We start from the raw sequence: 21,801 nt of genomic DNA on the forward strand, positions 1-21,801 counted from the left end.
CCCCGCCGCCCGCGCCTCCAACCCCACCGCGTCCACACCCGGCAGACCATGGAGGTAGGAGCGCCAGGCGGCGCGCGTGGCGCCGGGTCCTGGTGAGAGTGCGATGTCAGGCACGGGAACCCCGCTTCTCGATAGCCATGTTGAGGATGAGCGCGACGACCAGGATGAGCCCTGTGACGACCATCTGGAAGAAGGAGCCGAGGCCCATCAGGTTGCAGAGGTTGCGCAGCACGGAGAGCAGCAGCACGGCCACGAACGTGCCCATGACGCCGCCCCTGCCGCCGAAGAGGTTGGTGCCGCCGAGGACGACGGCCGCGATGGCGTCGAGTTCGAGGCCGTCGAACGCGGTGGGCTGGCCGATGGTGAGCCTGCTGGTCAGCAGCACCCCGGCGAGGGCCGAGAGCATGCCGGAGATCGCGAAGACGGCGGTGATGACGCCGCGGACCGGCAGCCCTGAGAGCCGCGCGGCCTCCTTGTTGCTGCCGATGGCGTAGATGTACTCGCCGAACGTGGTGCCGCGCAGGACGAGGCCCGCGACGATGGCGATGCCGACGAAGATGAGCCCGGCGATCGGTATGTAGCCGATGAAGCCGCCGCCGATCAGCTGGAACGTCTCGGAGGTGTCGGCGTTGGCCGGTTCGCCGTCCGTCAGCAGATAGGCGAGGCCGCGGATGGCGGTGAGCCCGGCGAGGGTGGTCATGAACGCGGGCAGCGACAGATAGGCGGACAGGCCGCCCATGATCGCGCCGAAGCCCGCTCCCGCCGCGAGGCTGATCGCGATGGCGAGGACGAAGTGCATGTCGTTGTCGATCAGCAGGGCGACGGTCATGCCGCCGAACGCCGCGACGCTGCCCACGGACAGGTCGATCCCCGCGGTCAGGATGACCATGGTCATGCCGATGGCGACGATGCCGGTGAGCGCCGACTGCTGGAGCAGGTTCGACATGTTGCGCGTGGTCAGGAACTCCGGCGCGAGCACGGTGGCGACCGCGCACAGCGCCAGGAAGACCAGCACCAGGTTGAACTTGACGATCAGCTCGGCGCCCCGCCGTCCGGCGAGGTTTCTGCGGACCACGCCATCCTGCCGCTCGTCGGTGGAGGTCGCGGTGGCGGTGGCGGTCATGCGGTCACTCCAGTCATGCGGTCGCTCCAGGGTCGGAGGGGTCGGGGGCGCCTGGCGTCGTTCCTGTGATGACGGCGTGGGCGATGTCGTTCTCCGCGGTGGTGCGGGGGTCGAAGCAGGCGACGTTGCGCCCCTCGTGCAGGACCCACACGCGGTCGGCGTTGGCCGTCAGCTCGTTGAGCTCGCTGCTGGCCAGCAGGACGGCGACGCCGTCGTCGGCCAGGCGGCGGACCTGGCGGTAGAGGTCGGCCTTGGCGCCGACGTCGAGGCCGCGGGTCGGCTCGTCGAGCAGCAGGAGCCGCACGCCGCCGCGGGTGATCCACTTGGCGAGGACGACCTTCTGCTGGTTGCCGCCGGAGAGCTGGCCCACCAGCTGCTCGGACGAGGAGTGGCGGACGCCGAGTTCGGCGAGCACGCCCGTGGCGCGGCGCTTTCCCCTGCGGCGCGGGGCCAGCCAGGGCGGGGCGCCCAGGGTGGTGATGCCCGCGTTGCGGCCGACGGACAGGCCGAGCATGAGGCCCTGCTCCTTGCGGCTCTCCGGCACCAGGGCGATCCCGGCGCGCACGGCGGACGCCGGGCTGCGCGGGGCGAGGCCGCGGCCTTCGAGCCGGGCCGACACGGTCGCCGTCGAGTCGCCGAAGAGTGCCTTGAGCAGGGTGGTGCGGCCCGCGCCGCCGAGCCCGGCGAGGCCGGCGATCTCCCCGGCGCGCACGTCGATGTCCCGCACGTCGATGAGGCCATCGCGGTGCACGCGGCGGATCTCGAGCAGCGGCGGGCCCTTGGGGCGGGGGCGGTGGGTGGTGCGGACCAGCTCGCGGGCCTCGCCGATCATGGCGGCGACCAGCTGGTCCGCCGTGGTGTCGGCGATGTCGCGCACGGCGACGGTGCGGCCGTCGCGCAGCACGGTGGCGCGGTCGCCGATCTCCATCACCTCGTCCATGCGGTGGGAGATGTAGATGACGGAGCGGCCCTCCGCGGTGAGGGAGCGGATCAGGTCGAGGACCTTGCGCAGGTCGCTCTCGCCCAGGGTCGCGGAGGGCTCGTCCATCACGATGATCCGCGCGTCGCTGGTGAGTGCCTTGGCGATGGCGGTCAACTGCTGGGCGGCGATGGGGAGTTCGCGGACCTTGGCGGTGACGGGGAAGTCGCCGCCGACGCGTTCGACCGCGGCCCTCGCCAGCTCGGCGCGGCGCCTGCCGCGGACGAGGGGGCCATAGGAGGGGGTGCGGCCGAGGAGGAGGTTCTGGGCGACCGTGAGGTCGGGTATCAGGTCGAGCTCCTGGTAGATGACCGCGATCCCGGCGGCGAGCCCGGCCTGGGGGCTGGTGATGCGCACCGGCTCGCCGTCCACCAGGATCTCGCCCTCGTCCGGCTGGTAGGAGCCGGAGAGGATCTTCATCAACGTGCTCTTGCCCGCGCCGTTCTCGCCGAGCAGGCAGTGGGTCTCGCCGGGGCGCACGGTCAGCTCGGCGTGGTCGCACGCGAGCGTGCCGGGGAAGCGCTTGACGATGCCGCGCATGGTGAGCCGGGGTATGCCGGTGGGCGGCGCCTCCCGGGGCGCGGTGTCCGCGGTGCTCATGGCGCTCACGACTCCTCGCGTGGGTCGGGGTGGAGCAGGTGGTCGGCGGTGTGGTCGTCGGTGACGAGGGTGTTGCACAGCCCGCTGGTCACCACGGCGCGGCACACCGCGTGCTTGGCCGCGCCCGAGACGACGGCGACGGAGACGGGCCGCCCGCGCAGGTCATCGAGCGGCATGCCCAGCGTGCGGGCGTCCAGGGCCGGGTCGACGATCCGCCCCGCGGCGTCGATGAAGCGGCCCGCCACGTCCCCGACGGCGCCAGCGTCGGCGAGGCGCCGCAGGTCGGCGGCGTCGAGGTAGCCGGACCCTACGAGCACCGAGTCGTTCCCTATGCCGCCGGGGCTGAACAGCGCGGTGTCCGCCGCCGACGCCTGGCCGAGGACCTCGGCCACGGCCGCGTCGTCCTCCAGCACCTGCCGCGTGGTCTCCTGCTCCACGATGGCGGGCGCGGGGAGCACGGTGACGGTGCCCTGGCCCAGGTGGGCGATGCGGCTCGCCATGTCCTGCGCGGAGCTGGGCCGCCGCGAGCGGCTGAGGCCGCCGTTTATCTGCACCACGTGCACGCCGTGGGCCCAGCCGGGGGTCAGGGCGCGGGCGAGGTGGTCGAGGGTGCGGCCCCACGAGACGCCCAGGAGGCGGGGGGATGGCCGCAGCCTCGACAGGTAGTCGGCGCCCGCCTCGGCGACGCGGGTGCGCAGCTCCTCGTCGTTCTCCGTGGCGGCGCGGGCGACCACGACGGCGTCGCGCAGGCCGAACGTCTGGGTCAGCCGCTCCTCCACGTGGTGCACGCGGGTCTTGGGGTGCACGACCTCGATGCGCACGATCCCGGCGTCGCGGGCCTCGTGGAGCAGGCGGCCGACCTTCCAGCGCGTGAAGTGGAGCTGGGCGCCGATCTGTTCCTGGGTGAGGTTGCGCTCGTAGTAGAGGGTCGCGACCTGGTAGAGCAGGGCCTCGTCCGTGGGTCCGTTCATCGGGCGCCTCCTCTCGCGGCGGCGGGCGTGGGGGCGGGGGCGGCCTGGGGCGCCGCGGCCCGGGTGCGGTCGGGCGCGCTCAGGCGGTGGGCGACGGGCCCGGTGGCGGCGGTCGCGGCCAGGTAGTCGGCGTAGCCGCGCTCGTGCAGGTCGCGGGTCGCGGGGTCGGGCTCGACCAGCTCGGCCGCGGGCGCGAACCCGGCGGCGGCCTCGGCGAGCGAGTCGGCGCCGCCGCCGATGCCCGCGGCGGCGATCACGGCGCAGGCGCGCAGGGTCAGGTTGTCGCCGCGCACCAGGTGGAGCGGGCGGCCCAGGACGTCGGCGGTGGTGCGCAGCCACAGGGGGTTGTGCCGTATCCCGCCCGAGATGAACACCTCGTCCACCGGGACGCCGCCCGCCACGAACGAGTCGAGCACCTGCCGCGTTCCATAGGCGACGCCCTCGACGGCCGCGCGGTAGACCTCCTCGGGCCTGGTGCCCGCGGTGAGCCCGAGGATCGCGCCGCGCAGCCTGGGGTCGCGCAGCGGGGTGCGGTTGCCCATGAAGTAGTCCAGGACCAGCAGGCCGTGCTCGCCCGGGGGCAGCGCGGCCGCGGCGGCGATCAGCCCTGGCAGCTCGGCGCGGGGGCGGCCGAGAAGCTGCTCGCCGACCCAGGTGAGCACGGACCCCGAGGTGACCTGGCCGCCCTCGACGAGCCAGCGGCCCGCGGTCAGCGCGTCGGGGTAGGGGCCCCAGACGGTGGGCGGGAAGACGGGCTCGGCGATCTCGGTGACGAACGCGGTCGACGTGCCGGAGACCACCGAGACGCGGCCGGTGCGGGGGCCGCCCACGGCGAGCAGGGACAGGTGGGCGTCGATGCCGCCAGAGGAGACGACGGCCTCGCCCTCGATGCCGAGCTCGGCGCGGGCGGCGGCCGAGACGGGGGCGATCGGGTCGCCCACGGCGACGATGCGCCCGGGGAGCTTGGCGCGCAGGTCGGGAACGCCGAGGTCGGCGTAGAGGTCGGCGGGGAGCCCGGCGCCGAGCGGGTCGTGGTTCCACTTGCAGACGGCGTTCATGCGCGAGGCCGCCCATGTGCCGGTGAGGCGGAACACCAGATAGTCGACGGCCTCGACGACGCGGTCCGCGGCGCGGTAGACGTGCGGCTCGTGCCCGGCCAGCCACATGGCCTTGGGGACCAGCCACTCCACGGCGTCGCCGCCGCCCGCGTAGCGCAGCACCGGGTGCCCGGTCGCGGCGGTGCGCTCGGACTCGGCGCTGGCGCGTGAGTCCATCCACAGCAGCGCGGGGCGCAGCGGGCGGCCCTCGGCGTCGAGCACGGCGACCGTGGACGCGGTGGTCGCCACGGCGACGCCCGCCACGCGCGGCGACCCGGCCCGCGCGACGGCGGCGCCCGTGGCGTTCACGACGGCGCGCCACCAGTCGTCGGGGTCCTGCTCGGCCCAGCCGGGGTGGGGGTAACGCGTGGGGTAGCCGCTCTGGCCCTCGCCGATGACCGTGCCGTCACCGGCGTAGAGCGCGACGCGCGCGCTCTCGGTGCCCAGGTCGATGGCGAGAAGGGCCTCGGGTGGGGTCATGGACGGTCTCCCGTGGGCTGGCGGACTCCGCCTGGCAGGGCGTCGGGCAGGGCGCCTGGCAGGAAGAGCACCTTCGAACTGAAGACGGACCGCTCGCCGAGCTGGTGCATGAGCCCGGGCAGGGCGTCGAGGCCCAGCTCGTGCGTGATCATGAACTTCCAGTGCAGCCGCCCGTCGCACATCGCCCGGGCCGCGACACGCCACTCGTCACCTGGGAAGGGGGCGGAGAAGGAGTTCCACGCGCCGTGCAGGGAGACCTCGCGGCGCAGGAAGTTGCTGAACGACGGCTTGGGCAGGACCACGGGGTCGTGCGGTATGCCGATGAAGACGGCGTGGCCGTGCCGAGCGGCCAGGGCCACGGCCTGGTCGGCGGTGGCGGGGACGCCCGCGGACTCCACGATGACGTCGTAGCCGTCGCCCGCGAGTTCTCTCGCGCGCTCGGGGCTTGTGGCGGTGTGGGTGGCGCCCGCCTCGACGGCCATGGCGGCCTTCCGCTCGCTGACGTCGATGGACAGCACCTCGGCGGCGCCCGCGAGGCGCGCCCACTGGATGGCGAACAGCCCGATGGGTCCCGCGCCGACGACGGCCACGCGGTGGCCGGTGCGGAGCTTGGTGCGCCAGATGGCGTGCAGGGCGATGGCGGCCGGGTCGAGCATGGCGGCGGCGCGCGGGTCGAGGTCGGCGGGCAGCACCATCAGATTCCCTGCGGGCACGGTGGCGTACTCGGCGTAGGCGCCCGCGCGGCGGCTGCCGAAGTAGTCGTAGTCCTCGCACAGGCTGAAGTGGCCGCGGGCGCAGGAGGCGCAGCGGCGGCAGGGGATCAGCGGGGGGACGGCGACGAGGTCGCCCTCGGAGACCGTACCGGCCGCGGCCAGCTCGGAACCGAGGGCGATCACGTGCCCGGCGAACTCGTGGCCGCAGATCAGCGGCAGGTGGTAGGCGCCGCCCGGCCGCAGCATGCGGTTGAGGTCGGAGCCGCACACGCCGCAGGCGGCCACGCGGACCAGCGCCTCGTCGGGTCCCGGTGTGGGCACGGGCACCTGCTCGACGCGGATGTCCCCGGGGGCGTGCAGGACCGCGGCTCGCATGGTCTCCGACATGGTGGTGTGGTTCCTCTCGTGCGTGGGGTGGTGCTCGGCGACGTGCCGGGCGGGGGTCACTCGGCCGCGGCGAAGGTGGTGTCGGCCGTCAGGTCGGCGGCGTTGTCCGGGTCGACGAGGGCGGTGCCCGCGTCGATGGACTCCTCGACGTCCTCGCCGTCCGCGATGGCGACGGCGGTCTCGACGGCCTTCTCGGCCATGGCGACCGGGTCGTTGAGGGCGGTGGCCAGGTAGGGGCCGCCCTCGGCGATGGCGTCGACGGCCTCCATCAGGCCGTCGACCCCGGCGACCATGACGTCGTCACGGCCGTTCTCGCGGAGCACCTGGAGGGCGCCCAGGGCCATGTCGTCGTTGTGGGCGTAGACGACCTCGACATCCGGATTGGTCTGGATCAGGTCCTGCATGGCGGTGACCGCCTCGGACCGGATGTAGTTGCAGTAGGGACCCTCGACGATCTCGATGCCGCCCACGGCGTCGATCGCCTCGTGGAACCCGGCGCTGCGGTCGCGCGCCACGGCGCCGCCCGCGTCGCCCATGATCTCGACGACCTTGCCGCCGTCGTCCCCCATGGCCTCGGCGACGCGCTCGCCGACAATGCGGCCCATCTCCTCGTTGTCGCGGCCGACATAGGAGGTGGCGCCCTCGGGGACGGGCCGGTCCACGGTGACGACCTCGACGCCCGCGGCCTCGGCGGCGGCGAGCCCCGGCCTGACGCCCTGCGGGTCGACGGGGTTGACCAGGAGAACGTCGACACCGCGGGTGATGAGGTCCTGGATGTCGTTGTTCTGCTTGGTGACGTCGCCTCCGGCGTCGGACACGAACAGCTCGGCGCCCGCGGCGTCGGCCGCCTCCTCGGCGCCCCGGCTCAGCTGCACATAGAACGGCGACTGCTGGGTCGCCTGGCTGAAGCCGATGGTGACCGACCCATCCCCATCCGACCCCCCGCCGTCGTTGTCGTCACCACCGGGAGTGGTCGAAACGGAACAGGCCGCGATCGCCAAAAACCCGGATATGGCAATAGAGGCTCTCAAGCCATGCTTGATACGCATATGACCCTCCACAAGTCGTCCTGGCGACGGACAGTAGGCAGCGGGAGGGGCGGAAGGCAACGGATGCGGATTTTTTTGCTCACGTGAGCAGCGGCTCGGGCCGCCGGGCCCAGCACGCCGAGGGGGTGGTGCCCGCGCTCACGACGCTCGGCATGTCGGGCGCTGGCGAGGACGACGCGGGTCTGGTGTCGGGGCTTTTCAACACCACGCAGCAGACCGGCGCGGCCGTCGGCGTCGCGGTCCTCTCCACGCTGGCCGCCTCCCGCACCGAGGGGCTGCTCGGCGACGGCGAGGCCAGGGCCGCCGCGCTCACCGAGGGCTACCGGCTGACGTTCACCGTGGGGATGGGACTCGTGGTCGCCGCCATCGCGCTCGCGCTCCTGGTGCTGCGCGCCCCGCGGGCCGACGAGCGCGCGGGGGGCGGGCGTTCGGCGCCCGAGGCGCCCGGCGTGCCCGAGGCGCGCGCCGCCACCGCGCTGTGACCGGGACGCCCCCGCGCCCCGAGGGCCCGCGTCAGGAGCGGCGGGCCAGGACCACGCGGGCGCGGGGGCTGCCGTCGGGGCGGGTGCCAAACCCCGGCAGCGGCACGGTGGTCACCGCGAAGCCCGCGCGGGTCAGCTCGGCCCGCACCGCGGAGAGCGGGAACGTCCGGTAGTACATGACGAACGGCGGGCGCCACACGGCGTTTCTGACCCGCATCGCCGCGTCGAAGCCCCACAGCGCCCAGTACGCCCGCGAGCCCACGCGGGGCGGGGCGCCCACGGGGAACGCGAAGAGGCCGCCAGGCCGCAGCGCCCCATGCGCCCGCGCGAACAGCACGGGCCGCTCCTCGGGCAGGAAGTGCCCGAACGCGCCGAAGCTGACGGCCAGATCGAACGAGCGGCGGAACGGCAGCGACCTGGCGTCCGCCCGCACCCACCCCACCGATGGCCCGCCTGGCGGCAGCGTCGCGGGCACCGCGGCCCTGGCCACCCCGAGCATGCCCGCGCTGAAGTCGACGCCCGTCACCTGCCGTTCGCACAGCCGGGCGAGCGCCGCGACGCCCGCGCCCGTGCCGCAGCAGATGTCGAGCCCCGAGGGGAAGGGGCCGAGCGGGCGCAGCGCCTCGACCACCGCGTCGAGGACGACGTCGGGGGTGCGGAACGGGGTGAGGTCGAACTTGGGCGCGAGCAGGTCGTAGCCGTGCTCGATGGAGGACAGTGCCTGCACGGCGAGTTCGCGGAGGGAGGGGCCCTGCGGAGTGAACACGGAACTCACAGTAGTCCGTGAAAGCCACCCCGCGTTCACCCGCGTGTGGTTGGCTTGCCCGGGACTTGGAGGCGCCGGTGATCTGTCCGCACTGCAACGCCAGCCTGTTGTTCAAGCAGCGCGCCGGGCGCCGCTGTTCCCTCTGCGGCAAGCAGTTCGCCGTGGAGCCGCGGGACAACGCGCTGCGGCTCAACGACCGGCGCGTGCGCCGGGCCGTCGAGGGGCTCACCGACGGCGGGCGGCTGGCGTGCACGGTCACCCAGCTGTGGTGGGCGCTGGCGCACCAGCCCGCGCGGGTGCCCGAAAGGCTCCCCTGGCGCACGCCCGTTCCCCAGCAGCGCACGCCCCCGCGCCCCCCGCACACGCCGGAGTGGTACACGCGCTGGGGCGCGGCGGGCCTGCTCTCGGGCGTCGCGCTGCTGGTGACCGGGGTGCTCAGCGAGAATGGCCTGCTGACCACCGCGGCGGCGGCCGCGTTCGTCTTCGGGGTGGTGATGCGCGGCAGGCGGTGGAAGGGGCGGCGGCACCGCGTCAGCCTGCTCAAGCGGCCATGGCCGTCGACGTACACGGGGATGACGCGGGCCACGTTCGAGGCGAAGGTCATCGCCCCGTGGAAGCAGGTCTATGGGCGGCTACCCCAGGGGCTCGTCGACGATGACCACAGGCCAGCGCGCACGCGGGCGCGCGAGCCTCGTTTCGCGCTGCTGTGCGAGGACGCGTCCGCGACCACGTGCCTCGCCGCCAACGGCGCGCCCGAGCGGCACGGGCTCGCGCTCGTCGCACAGGTGGCCGATGTGCCCGCGGGGCTGCCGGTCATCGTCCTGCACGACGCGGGCGCGGGCGGCGTGCTCCACCCCTCGCGGGTGCGGGAGGCGCTGCCGGGGCGGCTGGTGTTCGACGCGGGGCTGCCGCCGCGCGCCGTCATGGACCGGCGCGGCGCCGCGGTGGCGCGGGCGGTGCCGCCAGGGGCGGGCACCCTGCGGCTGCTGCGGGCCCTCGGGACGCTCAACGACGCGGAGCGGCGGTGGCTGGCCGGAGGGTGGCGTTCGCCGCTCGCCGCCCTGCCGCCCAAGGTGCTGCTCGCCGGGGTGGAGCGGGCGGTCGCCGAGGCACAGGCGGCGGTCGGCCGACACGGGCCCGCGGACATGGGATTCCTCGACTGGCCCCCGCCGCCGGTCACCGCAGCCGGGCCGTGACCGTCTTGGGCCGCTGGTACTCGTCGAGCGCAAGCACGCTCAGGTCCGTGCCCGCGCCCGAGGCGCCGCGCCCGCCGTGCGGCAGCTCGGGGGTCTGCACGAGGTGGCAGTTGAGCCACGCCTCGCCCGCGTCCAACCGGCCCGCCAGGTCGAGCCCGGTCGCCAGGTCGCGCGTCCAGACGCTTCCCGCGAGCGCCTGCGGAACGCCGTTGGCCAGGGCAAGCGCCTCATCGACGCCCGCCGCGCGCTGCACGGTCAGCAGCGGGCCGAAGACCTCGTCGACCACGGCGGGGTCGTCGGGCGGCACATCGGCGAGCAGGGTCGCGGGCCGCCAGTGCCCCTCGCGCTCCCCGGTCCCAGGGGCGATGCGGGCCGCGCGCCTGACGCGGGCGGCGGACGCGCCGACGATGCGGTCCCAACGGGCGGCCTGCTCCGCGTTGTTGAGCGGCCCGAAGTCGCGACCCGCGTGGCGGCGGGCCAGGGCGGCGGTCAGCCGGGCGACGGCGGTGGCGTAGTTCTCGGGGAGGGTGATGACGCGGGCGGGCGCGGCGCAGCTCTGCCCGGCGTTGTAGGTGACCGCGGCGGCGAGGTCGTCCCACGTGTGCTCGGGGGCGTCGGGCAGGACGAGCGCCGGGCCGTTGCCGCCGAGCTCAAGGCTGACGCGGCGGGTCCCCGCGGCCGCCGCGACGTGCGCGCCCGCGGCGGCGCTTCCGGTGAACGCGACCATGTCCACGCGGGCGGCCACCAGCAGGCGGCCCGTCTCGCGGTCGCCGGGCAGCGTCACGAGCACCCCGGCGCCCAGCGCCTCGGCGGCGTGCTCGGCCAGCAGCGCGGCCGAGTCGGGGGTGGTCTCGGCGGGCTTGAGCACCACGGTGTTCCCGGCCGCCAAGGCGGGGGCGCAGCGCCACGCGGCCATCATCAGCGGGTAGTTCCAGGGGACGATCGCGGCGACGGTGCCGAACGGCTCCCAGCGGACCCAGCTCTCGTGGCCCTCGACCAGGCGGCCAGCGGCGGGCGCCGTGCGCGCCCTCGCGGCCCCGGCGTAGAAGCGCAGCAGCTCGGCCGCCCCCGCCACCTCGGACTCCGCCTCGGCCCGCGGCTTCCCCGTGCCCGCGCGCTCGCGTTCGGCATAGGTGGCGGCGTGCCGCTCGACGAGCGACGCCAACCCGCCGATGCGCCCGGCCCGTTCCCCCGGGGTGAGGGCGCGCCAGGCCGCGGCCGCGTCCCGCGCCGCGGCGACGGCGGCCCCCACCTCGCGCTCGCGCCCGAGCACCGAGGTGCCGCGCGGGCGCCCCGTGCGGGGGTCGGTCAGCGTGAGGGCGGGGGCGTGCGGCCTGTGCGGGTCGGCCTTGGGTGCGTTCATCAGGGCTCCTGGGGTCCCGAGGTGTCCATATCCCTCATATCCCTCATATCCCTCATGTCGGGGGCAGGTCGTGGGCGCGCAGCCACAGCTCAAGGGTCAGCAGCAGCCACACCTTGGAGCCGTGGCGCGGCAGCAGCGTTCCGCGGCGGCGGGTCCATTCACGCACGGTGGAGGCGCGGAACAGGCCGCGGGCGCGGGCCTCGCGGCCGAGCAGCAGCTCGGCCGACAGGTCGCGCAGCGGCCCTTCGAGCCAGCGCTGCACGGGAACGCGCATGCCGCTCTTGGGGCGGTCCACCACGGTGCCGGGCAGCAGGTCGCGCACGGCCTCCTTGAGCACCCACTTCTCGATCGTGCCGCTGAGCTTGAGGCGCGGCGGGGTGGCGAACGCGTGGTCGATGACGCGGTGGTCGAACAGCGGTGCGCGGCCCTGGAGTTGGCGCGACGCGGTCAGGCGCTCGACCTTGGTGAGGATGTGGTGGGCGCCCTTGGTGCGGAGGTTGCAGTGCAGCAGCTGGTTGAGCAGGGCGTTCATCCGGCCCGGGCGCAGATAGGGGGCGACGAGGCGGCGCGGGTGCGGCGCCTCGGCCAGCGCCTCGGCGGCCTCGGGCGTCAGCAGGCGCGGCAGGTCGGTGTAGCACTTGCGGTACGACCTGAGGTACGCCTCGGCGCGCGCGTCGCCGTCGCCGTGGGGGCCCGCGGGGTCGGGGGCGCCCACGGCGAGTGACGGGGCGTCGGGGTCGGCGGCGCGGTGCATCTCGAAGACGAGCATCGGGAGGTTCTTGGGGCCGCCGAAGACGGGGTCGCCGCCCTCGCCGTTGAGGACGACGCGCAGCCCGTCCTCGGCCGCGGCCTCGGCAAGCATCAGGTTGGGCACGGTCAACGGGTCGCCCACCGGGGCGTCGAGGAGCGCGACGGTCTCGGCCAGCCGCTCGGCGACGGTGCGGCCCGGCACGGTCAGCACGCGGTGGCGGGTGTGGCAGTGGGTGGCGACCAGGCCCGAGTAGCCCAGCTCGTTGGGGAGTTCGGAACCGAAGCTGATCGAGTAGGTGTGCACGGGGTGGGCGTGCCGCTTGGCGGCGATGGCCGTGACCAGCGAGCTGTCGATGCCGCCCGAGAGCAGCACGCCGACCGGCTCGGCCTCGGGCAGGCGGCAGGCGACGGCCTCTTCGAGCAGGGCGCGCAGGCCGAGGACATAGGGCTCGGGGTCGTGGGGCCCGAGGTCGTGGGGCCCGGGGGCGAGGGGCCCCGGATCGTGGGGCCCGGGGGCGTACGGCTCACGCCCTTCGGCCACGCGCCCCGCGGGGGGCGGGAGGCGTTCCTCGGGCTCCCAGTAGCTCTCCTCCGTGGCCGAGCCGTCCGCGGCCAGGCGCAGCACGCGCCCGGGCAGCGCCTCGTGGACGCCGGTCAACAGCGTTTCGTCGCCCGGGAGATAGGCGAACGTGAGGAACGAGCGCACCGCGGCGAGATTGAGGCCCGTGGCGAGCGCGGGCCAGCGGCGCAGCGCGCGGAGCGAGGTGGCGGCGGCCCAGCAGCCGTCCGCGCGGGCGTAGAACGCGGTGCGCGCGCCCGCGTGGTCACGGATCACCACCAGGTCGCGGCCCTCGGCCACGAGCAGCGCGAACATGCCCTCGGCCGCGCGCAGCCCCACCGCGCCGAGCCGCGCCCAGCAGCGCAGCAGCAGCTCGCCGTCCGTGCAGCCCGGCGGGGCCTGGGCCCCCGCGGCGGCGAGCGCGGCGCGCAGCTCGGCGGCGTTGTGCAGCGTGACCTCGCCCACGGCGCTGAGGCCATCGGCGGTGAAAGGGCCCGCGGCATGGCCGGGTTCGCCGTCGAGCAGCGCCAGGGCCTGGCCCTGTGCGGGCACGGTGGCGCCCATCGCGGCGAGGTGGTCGCGCAGGCGGCCGGGCGTGGCGTCGCCCGCGCAGGCGCAGCAGCGGGGCATCAGCCGAAGTCCTCTGACCAGTCGGCGTCTGACGTGCCGGTCCAGGCGTCGACGACCAGCACGGCCCCGACCCCGGCGTCGCCGCCTTCACCCCGCTCGCCCCGTTCGCCCCGTTCGCCCCGTTGTTCGGCGCGGTACGCGGCGCGCAGCCGCTCCTCCTCCTCGGGGGTGAGGCGGGTGGGCGGCAGCAGCCCCGGGCCAAGGGCGCCGAGCCCTCGTCCGGCGCGCAGCCTGGCCCCCGGGGCGGTGGCGGCGGCTCGGTTGACGGTGACGCGGGCGCCCCCGTCCCACACGGTGCGGCCATAGCCGATGTCACGGCCGTACTCGACGCCGCCGTCGTCGTGGGTCCGCTTGACGAGCCGGTCACCCAGCGGCTCGTCCGTGCCGGAGCGGCCCCGGTCGTCGCGCCAGCGCACGGACCCGTCGGGCGCGCGCGTGCGCCACTCGCTGCGGCCCTCGTCGTAGCGGCGGTGCACGGTGCCGTCGGCGAGCAGTTCGTCGGTGTAGACGATCTCGCGTGGTCGCTTCGCCATGTCCATGGATCGGGTCCTCGGTGTCCTGGAAGTCCTTGGGCGGCTCGGGGAGTCGGGTCGGTCGTCGGCGGAACGGGCGGGCGCCGGGTCAGGTCGGGCGCCGGGTCAGCGCGTGGGCCAGGTGAGGAAACCGGTGTCGCGTGGGGCCTCCACTCCCCCGGTGGCGGCGCCGGGCGGGGACGCGCCGCCGTCGCGCACCAGCCGGTGGAGGGTGCGCAGCAGATGGGCGGGGTTGACCGCGGCGACCTCGGCGTACCGGCCGCGCGCGAGCCAGCGCAGCTCGCGGCGGTCGAGCGACGCGGCGGGCAGCGCGGGCCCGGTGGCCCGGCCGCGGGCGAGGTGCAGGGACGCCGCGTGCCGAGGGGTGAGGCCGAGGGCGGCCACGCGGGGCGCGCCGGGGCCGAGTTGGGCCCTGACGCGCCCGGGGAGCGCGGTGCCCTGGGCGCTGGCGTCGTGCAGCACGAGGACGACCGCGTCGGGGACGCGGCCGAGCGCGGCGGTCAGCCGGGGGTCCAACGGCAGGTCGTCGGCGGCGAGTACGGGGCAGGCGGCCTCCAGGTGCCAGTCGTTGGCCACGAGCATGCGGGCGATGGCCGGGTCCTGGCACACCAGCAGCCGGGGCAACCCGTAGTCGTACAGGTCGGGTTCGGCGGGCGCGCCGGGTCGTGGGCGCCGGTGCGGGGGCGCGGCGAGCAGCCCGGGAACGTCGCCGAGCCGCCCGAGCGCGGCGGCGAACCGGCCGTGCCCCAGCGGCGGCGCGAGCGTGAACGGCAGCCGCCGCGGCAGGAGATGGGCGGGCAGGAGAACGCGGCACAGCTCGTAGTAGAGCTGCCGCTCCGTGAACTTGAGGTCCCCGGGCGCGGCGGCTCGCGCGGCGGCGACGCGCAGGGCGCGTTCGAGCAACCCCGACCTCACGGGCGCCTCCCTCGGGAACAGCCGGGCCAGGGCAGGCTCGTCCGCGGCGGCGACCACTCCGTTACGGCGGCGCGAGGTGCGTGTGAACGGCCCCCGGCCGTCCGGGGGTTGTCGGCCCCGGCGCTCATCGGGGGCGCTCCAGCGCCGTGGCCAGGCCGCGCAGCCGCGCGGCGAGGCGTTCGCGGAGCCCGAGCGGCCCTGGGCCCGCGCCGCCCTCGCGCTCCAGGGAGCGCAGCGCGGCGGCGAGCGGGCCGAACTCCGGGGCCCCGGGCGCCCGTTGCTCCGCATCGTCGGCGGTGATGGCGTAGTCGTCGTGGTCGATGCCATAGCCGGTGTTGGCGGCGAGGATGTGCAATGGGCGGGGTCCTCGGTTCCCGAACGAGTGCGGCATCAGCTCGGGTATGCGGATCATCAGACCCGGCGGCAGGGCGATCGAGGCCACCCGGCCCTCGGTGGCGTCCCACAGGCCACACTCGGCGTGCCCGAGGCTGAGGACGATGTGCTCGCCGCCGTGCGCGTGGGGCGTGAACGCGCTGCGCGGGGCGACGACGCCGAGCTTGTAGGTGGCGTTGGACGGGCGCTCGGGGGACGTGGCGGCGTCGCCGACGAGGTAGTGCGCGAACTGGCCCTCGTCGATGAAGCGGTGCGTTCCGTCGGGCGGGCCGAGCTCCCTGGCCCCCGCGCGGTCGGCGACGAGGGCCCGGCCGTCCGCGCCGAGGGCGTACAGCCTTACTCCCTCGGGCAGTCGAGGGCAGAGCCTGGCCAGGTGGGTGAGCCGCCGCGGGCCGGTCCCACCGGAGCGGTCGACCACCCGTGCCCCCTCGGTGCGCTGTACCTGACCGCCACAATAGCTGCCCGGGGCGCCCGCGCCGAGATCGTCTCCGCCTCACCGCCCCCCGGGCGTGCGCGGCGCGGGCAACTCCGGGGGGCGGCGGGGGTGTTGGGGTGTTGAGGGCGCGGGCAGGCCCGGGCCCGGGCCGATCAGCCGATGCGGTCGCGGATCCAGACGCCCGCTTCCTTGAGGGCGCTCGGGTCGGCCCAGTTGCCGCTCGCGCACGTGCCGGTCCTGAAGACGGCACCACTGCGGAAGTCGTCGGAGTAGTTCCAGTTGGTCCAGCTGATGTTCTTCTCCGCGAGCAGGTCGAGGTAGCGCTGGGCGAACGCGAAGTCGTCAGGACCGTCGCCCGTGTACTCCTGAGTGCCGAACTCCGTGACGAACACCGGCACTTGGTCGGCCGCCCTGCTGAGCGCCGCCAGGTAGGCGTCCTGGTGCGAGGCCGCGTAGAAGTGGAAGGTGTACATGATGTTGTCGGCGTTCACGGGGTTGGCGACGACCTCGGACTCGTCGGAGCCCTCCGAGACGCCGAACGAGGACCAGGCGCGGGTGCCGACGAGGACGACGGCGTCGGGGTCGCCCGCGCGGACCACGGGGACCATCTCCTCGGCGTAGCTCTTGATGCTCGACCACGGGACGCCGCTCGGCTCGTTGGCGATCTCGTAGAGCAGGTTGTCCTGGTCGCCGTGGCGGGCGGTGATGTCCGTGAAGAACCGCTTGGCCAGGTCGGTGTTGGCGTTGGGGTCGCCCGGGCTCAGCATGTGCCAGTCCACGATGACGTACATGCCGCGCTCGGTGGCCTGGTCGATGATGCGGCTCGCGAGGTCCGTGAAGTACTCGGGGTCGCTCTCGTAGCCGTCCTCCTGGACATACGTGGACACGCGCAGCACGTCCGCGCCCCAGTCGTTCGCGAGCACGTCGAGCGAGGCGGGGGTGACGCAGTGCTCGAACCACTGGGTGCCATGGGTGCTCATGCCCCGCAGCTGAACGGGCTGGCCGTTCTCGCCGCACAGGGTGGTCCCGCACACCTCGAGGGCGCCGTACTGGGCGAGCGGGCTCACCTCGGCCGCGGCCGGAGCCGCCTCGGGTGCTCCGGCCGCTTGGGGCGGGGCGGGCGCGGTGACGGCGGGCGCGGCCGGGGCGGTGGCCGCGGTGGCCGCGCACACGGCCAGCAGTCCCGCGGCCGCGAGCAGGGCGCGGCGGCGGCGGGATGGGCGGGCGGACTGGGGTGTCGCCATGGTCGTCCTCTCCGATCGCCAGGGGCATGACACCCCTGGGTGGGGGGCGAGTGGGTGAGGGTGCAGGGGTCGCTGTGACCGTAGAAGGGGCCTGACGGTTGGTCAAGAGGTCCACACCAGTGGAGTGGAGATCCGGAACCGGGCCGGGCGGCGCAACGGCCGCCCGGCGTCCGGCAGTTCGCGGGCGTGGCGGGGGGGTGGCGGGCGAGGGGGCCCTCACCGCCCGGCGGCGGGGGCGGGCTCGGCGGGCTCGGCCTTCGTCTCGGCCGCGGGCTCGGCCTTCGTCTCGGCCGCGGGCTCGTCCGTCCCCGTGCCCGGTCCGGTCGCGCGCCGCACCGTCCATGGCAGCTGGGCCCCGATCGGGAGGCACAGGAGGAGCAACGCCCCCCACATCACCAGGACGAAGCTCCACAGGCCCATGACGAGGCCGATCCCCAGGTGGAGCGCGAAGCCGCCCACGAGGAGGTGGCGCCTGACCCGCGGCGGCATCAGCAGACAGATCGCGAGCGCGAACTCGATCACCAGGGGCGACCACGTGAGCAGGGCCACGGTCGGGCTCCACTCGACGAGCGGCCCCAGCAGCGGAGCCAGCCAGTCGGCGGCGCCGAAGGCCACGTCGTTCCCCCAGTAGTACAGGGCGGTGCCGTCCGCCCACTCCTGGTGGCTGAGCTTGGCGATGCTGGACTGGAAGTAGATCCCGGCGACCTGGAGCTGGGCGGCGAGGGTGAACGCCACGGCCGCCGTGACCGCCCACGCGCGGGCGCCGCGGGCGTTGCGGTGGCGCGCGACCGCTCCCTCCTGGATCCGTTGCCAGTGCGAACGGCGGGGATCGGCCAGGGTCACGGGGATCAGCAGGAGCGTCAGGACGACCGCGACCTGGTCGCCGCCGTCGGGGATGGAGATGCCGTTGTGGACGCTGAACGCCACATACCAGTGCGCGACGCCCGTCCAGCGGGGCCGCCAGCCCGAGGCGACGAGCAGCAGCACCGCGACGCACAGCCAGCGCGCGAGGCCGAGCTGCCCGTCGGGCGCCAGGCAGAACGCGCCCGCCCGCTGGATGCCGTCGCAGTAGGGCGCGGGGTCGCGCCCCACGACATGGCTGAAGAGCGTTCCCGTGCCGCTGAAGGCGAGCGTGCCCGCGGTGCCGAGCGCGATCAGGGTGCGGGCCAGGCCGTAGACGGTGCCCCAGGGGAGGGCGGCGCGAACGGTCGGGGCCGGGGCGGGGTCATGGGCCGGGCTCTGGTCCTGGGCCTTGGCCGGGTCCTGGGTCTTGGCCGGGTCCTGGGCCGGGGTCTGTCGCCCGCTCATGCCAGGCACTCCACGTCGATCCTCAGCACGCGCTCCGCGCGGTGGGTGTCGTCGACCAGGTCGCGCCAGGCCCATGGCTGGGGCTCGAGCGCGATCACGAAGAGGTCGCCGCACAGGGTGGGCGAGGGCACGTCGTTGACGACGGGCCGCGCGGGCAGCGACGGGTCGACGCACCCCTCGACCTCGGCGGTCTCGCAGTCGCGCCAGGCGTCCAGCGGGAACTCCGCCAGCAGGAGCGCGTATTCGGTACCTTGGGTCCTCGACTGCCGGTCGAACCCGAACGCGTTGTGCGGGGACGAGTGCGGGGTGAGCGAGGCCATGACGACATCGCCCGCCTCGTCGAGCCGGTGGATCTGGAAGGACGGGTCCCGCGGTGACTTGGTGAAGAACGCCCAGCCCTGGGGGAAGACCCTGGGCGCCTGCGCGCGCAGCTCCTGGCCCGCGCCAGGCAGGCGCACGGCCGACGGGGGCAGCTGCGCGTGGATCGCGTAGAGGGCGAGAAGGGCGATCACGGCGCCGACGGCGAGCGACCTGGCGCGGGAGAGCGGCAGCTCCGCGGCGGCCGTGGAGGCGCGGACGACGGTGAACTTTCCTGGTGTGCTGATCCTCAACTGAACTCCTTGCGCTCCTGCGTTTCCTGCGCTCCCTGCGCTCCGTGGACGACTCGACGAGAGGCGACCGCGCGGGCCGGGGTGAGGCCGGTGCGGGGCGGGCTGCCTCCCCGCCCCGCACCGGCCGGTCACGAGGACCGCGCGGTGGGCGTCAGAGCTGGAGCGCCGAGGTCACCTGGGCGATCGCGGCCTCCTGGCTGAGCCCTTCGGCCCCACCCGCGGGCGCGGACCAGAACCAGTTGGCGGCCACGACGAAGTTCGCCGCCGCGGCGACGACGGCGGCGTTGGCGACGCCGGCCACGTTGACGGCCGCGACGACGTTCACCAGGTAGACGCAGGTGGCGCCGCCGTCGATCTCCGTCTTCTCGATCTCCAGGGCCTCCAGGTCCTCCTGGGAGGCCAGGAGCGCGGCCTCGACCCGCTCGGGGGCGCCGGAGCGCAGCTCGGTCGAGAACGACGCGAAGTAGGCCGCGTCGTCGCTCTCCAGCAGGTCCAGGACCGCCGTGCCCCCGGCGATGGCCTCCTGGGTGTTGTTCTCGGCGTAGAAGTCGCCGACGGCCGAGAAGAGTTCGCCGTCGCGCTCGGCGAGCGCCTTGGCCGTCCCGCCCTGCCCGAAGAAGATCGCCCGGAACAGCTCGCGCCCATCCTCGGCGGAGCCCGGCGCGAACGCCGTCCTGACGGCCGCCGCCTGGGCGGTGCCCGAGCCGCCGCCGACGGCGTAGGCCGTCGAGGCGCCACCGGCGACGATCGCGACGGCCGCGATCACGGCTGCCGTTCTGGAAGGCTTTCTCAAAGAACTCACTCCCTCATTCGGTGAAGCCCGGCCGAAGCAACCGCGCAGCCCGCGTCCAACGGACCGCGCGCCCGTTATCGGGAAAAACAGATGGAAGTCTTCGACCAAGCCCCTGATGGTCGCTAGGAGATTAGCAACAGGGCATCGGCTGAATTCCGCGAATAAGCGGAACATTACAATCAGCAATGCGTGCAACTCGGACATTGACCGACGAAGAGGAAGCGAGGGCGCTCCTTCGCCCGAGAGGACGGGTGACGAACGTCACGACAACCCCTCTCCGTTACATTCGTGCCACACGAGAAGCGCGGGCGCTTCACCCCACGCCCGTCGGCCATTCACGAACTCCCCCTGGAGAGACGGCACTTCGCAGGTGAGCGCGCCCGCGAGGCGCGGATGCGCGGCCCCGTCGGACGCCGCTCACCGCCGCTCACCGCCGCTCGGCGCCGAGCGACACGGAATCCGCATTCCGGATCGGCGGCCCCGGAATAGCCGCGTGCTTTCCCCTCTGAAATGCCGCCGTGATTCGCCCCGCCGTTCCTGGGTGCGTTGAGGGGGCATTCAACGATCGTGGCATTGCTTCGACATCGCGCTCTGCCTCGCACCGGACCCTCGCACCGGACCCTCGCACCGGACGAAGCCGGGCGGAAAGGCGGCGCGTGGGCGACTTTGTGGGGATGAGTCGTCATGTGCCGGGCCGGGGAACCGGGAAGCGCAACGGGAACGCGCCGACGCCCCGCGGCGCGGGCGCGCGACGGGGCGTCGGGGGCGAACGGCGGTGTCGTCCGCGGGTCAGGAGTCGACCCAGCCGTGCGAGTGGGCGAGCTGGATCAGCCGCTGCCTAATCGCAAGGATCTGCTCGGAGGTGGCGGTCGGCGCGGCGTGCAGCAGTGCCTCGGTGATCTCCTCGACGAACTCGCGGGCCGACAGCACATCACACAGGTCGTCGCCCGGCGCGCCCGACGAGCCGCGCGACGGCGGGGCCAACTGCCGGTCGGCGCCCTCCTGGAGCCGCACATGGCTGGCCTTGAGCCCTCGGTCCCCCTCCTCGACGTCGAACGTCACCAGCATCCCTGGACCGAGGAGCCGCTTGTCGAACTCCAGGTCGTTCACATGGATGAAGACATCCTCACCCCCCGTGTCGGGCGCGACGAACCCATAGCCTCGGAGCTCGTCGAACCGCACTACCTTGCCCGTGACCATCACACACATCCAATCCCAGCCAACGCATGAACCCACGTGCCGGCTCGGGGCGCCAGGGCGGCCTCGCCGACGGGGGCCATCATCTCACCCGTCCGAGCCGCGGACATGGGGCCCCGACGCGGGTCAGGGCACGCCGCACAGGCGCAGCGCCGCCGTGGTGACCGCGGCGGCGATGACGACCAGCGGGAACGGCGCGCGCCGCAGCGCGAGCGCTCCCCCGGCGAGCACCCCCGCGGGACGGGCCCACCCCGCGAAGGCGGCGCCCTCGGCGGCGGATCCGTTGGCGAGTGACGCGGTGGCGACCAGCGCGACCAGCAGCACGGCCGCCGCCACGCCGAGGCGCCAGTGGGTGCGCTCGCCGATGCGCAGCCGGTCCCCGAGCGCGGGGCCCGCGAGGCGGAACGCGAAGGTCCCGGCGGCGAGCAACAGGATGGCGTAGAGGGGCATCAGGGGGCTCCCGGCAGAGGCTCGCGCGCCGGTCGGGGTGGTATGAGGGGGCCGCGCCCGGCCGCGAGCACCCCCAACAGCGCGCAGAGCACGGGCAGTCCTGGCGGCAGGAACGGCGTCGCGGCGACGGCCACGGCGGCGCCGACGAGGGCGGCGCGACGGGTCGCGCGGTCGGCGAGCGAGGGCAGGACCAGGGCGAGCAGGACCACGGGGAAGGCCGCGTCCAGGCCGAGCGCCCCGGTGTCCTCGATGCCGCCGCCCGCCAGGGCGCCGAGGACCACCGCGCCGTTCCAGCAGACGAACAGCGCGACGCCGCTCACCCAGTACGCCGCGCGGCGCGCGCCTGGCTCGCGCTGCCTGAGGGCGAACGCGACCGCCTCGTCGGTCATGAGGTGCGCGCCCATGAGCCGGGTGCGTATGCGCCCTTCACGCCCGCCGAAGAGGTCGGCGACCGCGAACCCGAAGGGCAGCAGCCGGGCGTTGAGCACGAGGGCGGCGAGCACCGCGGCGACCGCGCCGCCCCCGGAGAGCACGACGGCGACCGCGGCGAACTGCGCGGCCCCGGCGAAGACCACGAGCGACATCACCACGGGCACCCAGGGCGGCAGGCCCCCCGAGACGGCGATGGCGCCGAAGGAGGCGCCCACGAGGGCGTCGGCACAGCAGACGAGCGCGATGTCGCGCAGGGTGGCACGGTCAAGTGTTCGACAAAACGAACGCATGACCGGTATAGTGAACCCCAGGGCGCCCGTTCGTCAAGTCGAACGGTTGGACGT

The 21,801-nt window shown here is 74.5% G+C and carries 20 protein-coding genes and 1 pseudogene; 2 read left to right on the forward strand and 19 right to left on the reverse strand.

From position 1 onward, the window contains the following. Positions 1-106: 106 nt before the first annotated feature. The 6 genes from DEH69_RS16890 to DEH69_RS16915 are packed head-to-tail and all read right to left on the reverse strand — an operon-like array spanning position 107 to position 7,381. Positions 107-1,123, reverse strand: a complete 1,017-nt coding sequence (locus DEH69_RS16890) for an ABC transporter permease (protein ID WP_113687817.1) — start codon at positions 1,121-1,123, stop codon at positions 107-109. Between the two features lie 13 nt (positions 1,124-1,136). Continuing rightward, the gene (locus tag DEH69_RS16895) at positions 1,137-2,702 is read right to left on the reverse strand and encodes a sugar ABC transporter ATP-binding protein (RefSeq protein WP_113687818.1); all 1,566 of its coding nucleotides are present in this window, start codon (positions 2,700-2,702) and stop codon (positions 1,137-1,139) included. A 5-nt stretch (positions 2,703-2,707) separates the two neighbouring features. Beyond that, on the reverse strand, positions 2,708-3,673 hold the full coding sequence (locus tag DEH69_RS16900; protein WP_113687819.1) for a sugar-binding transcriptional regulator: 966 nt from the start codon (positions 3,671-3,673) through the stop codon (positions 2,708-2,710). Then, positions 3,670-5,250: a ribulokinase gene (locus DEH69_RS16905; protein WP_113687820.1), complete on the reverse strand. Its 1,581-nt coding sequence runs from the start codon at positions 5,248-5,250 to the stop codon at positions 3,670-3,672. The genes DEH69_RS16900 and DEH69_RS16905 overlap by 4 nt, the downstream gene beginning before the upstream one ends. Continuing rightward, positions 5,247-6,350: a galactitol-1-phosphate 5-dehydrogenase gene (locus DEH69_RS16910; RefSeq protein ID WP_220131280.1), complete on the reverse strand. Its 1,104-nt coding sequence runs from the start codon at positions 6,348-6,350 to the stop codon at positions 5,247-5,249. Before DEH69_RS16910 ends, DEH69_RS16905 begins: the two co-directional genes overlap by 4 nt. Before the next feature lie 56 nt (positions 6,351-6,406). After that, a complete protein-coding gene (locus DEH69_RS16915) occupies positions 6,407-7,381 on the reverse strand; it encodes a substrate-binding domain-containing protein (protein ID WP_220131281.1) in 975 nt (324 codons plus the stop codon). 146 nt (positions 7,382-7,527) lie between these two features. On the opposite strand from DEH69_RS16915, the pseudogene DEH69_RS16920 reads away from it, so the two are divergent. Then, positions 7,528-7,881 (forward strand): annotated as a pseudogene (locus DEH69_RS16920) (MFS transporter); the annotation flags it as partial. Between the two features lie 31 nt (positions 7,882-7,912). On the opposite strand, the gene DEH69_RS16925 reads toward DEH69_RS16920, so the two are convergent. After that, complete coding sequence (locus DEH69_RS16925; protein ID WP_113687822.1) at positions 7,913-8,647, reverse strand: class I SAM-dependent methyltransferase; 735 nt, start codon at positions 8,645-8,647, stop codon at positions 7,913-7,915. A 77-nt stretch (positions 8,648-8,724) separates the two neighbouring features. Here DEH69_RS16925 and DEH69_RS16930 point away from each other — a divergent pair, with 77 nt between their 5' ends. Next, positions 8,725-9,843, forward strand: a complete 1,119-nt coding sequence (locus DEH69_RS16930; RefSeq protein ID WP_113687823.1) for a hypothetical protein — start codon at positions 8,725-8,727, stop codon at positions 9,841-9,843. Here DEH69_RS16930 and DEH69_RS16935 read toward each other — a convergent pair. From DEH69_RS16935 to DEH69_RS16990, 12 genes are all read right to left on the reverse strand, one after another. Beyond that, a complete protein-coding gene (locus DEH69_RS16935; protein ID WP_113687824.1) occupies positions 9,824-11,206 on the reverse strand; it encodes an aldehyde dehydrogenase family protein in 1,383 nt (460 codons plus the stop codon). The genes DEH69_RS16930 and DEH69_RS16935 overlap by 20 nt on opposite strands. Positions 11,207-11,258: 52 nt before the next feature. Then, entirely contained in the window at positions 11,259-13,145 is a 1,887-nt protein-coding gene (locus DEH69_RS16940) for an asparagine synthetase B (protein WP_113687825.1), read from the reverse strand. Next, complete coding sequence (locus tag DEH69_RS16945; RefSeq protein WP_147255642.1) at positions 13,145-13,678, reverse strand: hypothetical protein; 534 nt, start codon at positions 13,676-13,678, stop codon at positions 13,145-13,147. Before DEH69_RS16945 ends, DEH69_RS16940 begins: the two co-directional genes overlap by 1 nt. A gap of 105 nt (positions 13,679-13,783) precedes the next feature. Further along, positions 13,784-14,593: a hypothetical protein gene (locus tag DEH69_RS16950; RefSeq protein ID WP_258534725.1), complete on the reverse strand. Its 810-nt coding sequence runs from the start codon at positions 14,591-14,593 to the stop codon at positions 13,784-13,786. A gap of 124 nt (positions 14,594-14,717) precedes the next feature. After that, positions 14,718-15,404: a cupin domain-containing protein gene (locus tag DEH69_RS16955; RefSeq protein ID WP_258534726.1), complete on the reverse strand. Its 687-nt coding sequence runs from the start codon at positions 15,402-15,404 to the stop codon at positions 14,718-14,720. Positions 15,405-15,574: 170 nt separating this feature from the next. Then, a complete protein-coding gene (locus tag DEH69_RS16960; RefSeq protein ID WP_113687827.1) occupies positions 15,575-16,666 on the reverse strand; it encodes a glycoside hydrolase family 5 protein in 1,092 nt (363 codons plus the stop codon). A gap of 216 nt (positions 16,667-16,882) precedes the next feature. Then, a complete protein-coding gene (locus DEH69_RS16965; protein ID WP_147255644.1) occupies positions 16,883-17,974 on the reverse strand; it encodes a sporulation-delaying protein SdpB family protein in 1,092 nt (363 codons plus the stop codon). Further along, positions 17,971-18,585: an SdpA family antimicrobial peptide system protein gene (locus DEH69_RS16970; RefSeq protein ID WP_181727466.1), complete on the reverse strand. Its 615-nt coding sequence runs from the start codon at positions 18,583-18,585 to the stop codon at positions 17,971-17,973. The genes DEH69_RS16965 and DEH69_RS16970 overlap by 4 nt, the downstream gene beginning before the upstream one ends. Before the next feature lie 151 nt (positions 18,586-18,736). Next, a complete protein-coding gene (locus DEH69_RS31565) occupies positions 18,737-19,351 on the reverse strand; it encodes a hypothetical protein (protein WP_181727467.1) in 615 nt (204 codons plus the stop codon). A gap of 816 nt (positions 19,352-20,167) precedes the next feature. Continuing rightward, on the reverse strand, positions 20,168-20,578 hold the full coding sequence (locus DEH69_RS16980) for a cold shock domain-containing protein (protein WP_113687829.1): 411 nt from the start codon (positions 20,576-20,578) through the stop codon (positions 20,168-20,170). Positions 20,579-20,701: 123 nt separating this feature from the next. Further along, on the reverse strand, positions 20,702-21,025 hold the full coding sequence (locus tag DEH69_RS16985; protein WP_113687830.1) for an AzlD domain-containing protein: 324 nt from the start codon (positions 21,023-21,025) through the stop codon (positions 20,702-20,704). After that, complete coding sequence (locus DEH69_RS16990) at positions 21,025-21,747, reverse strand: AzlC family ABC transporter permease (RefSeq protein WP_113687831.1); 723 nt, start codon at positions 21,745-21,747, stop codon at positions 21,025-21,027. Before DEH69_RS16990 ends, DEH69_RS16985 begins: the two co-directional genes overlap by 1 nt. Positions 21,748-21,801: the final 54 nt, after the last annotated feature.

The sequence above is a fragment of the Streptomyces sp. PT12 genome (genome assembly GCF_003311645.1).
In the GTDB taxonomy this organism is placed as follows: domain Bacteria; phylum Actinomycetota; class Actinomycetes; order Streptomycetales; family Streptomycetaceae; genus Streptomyces.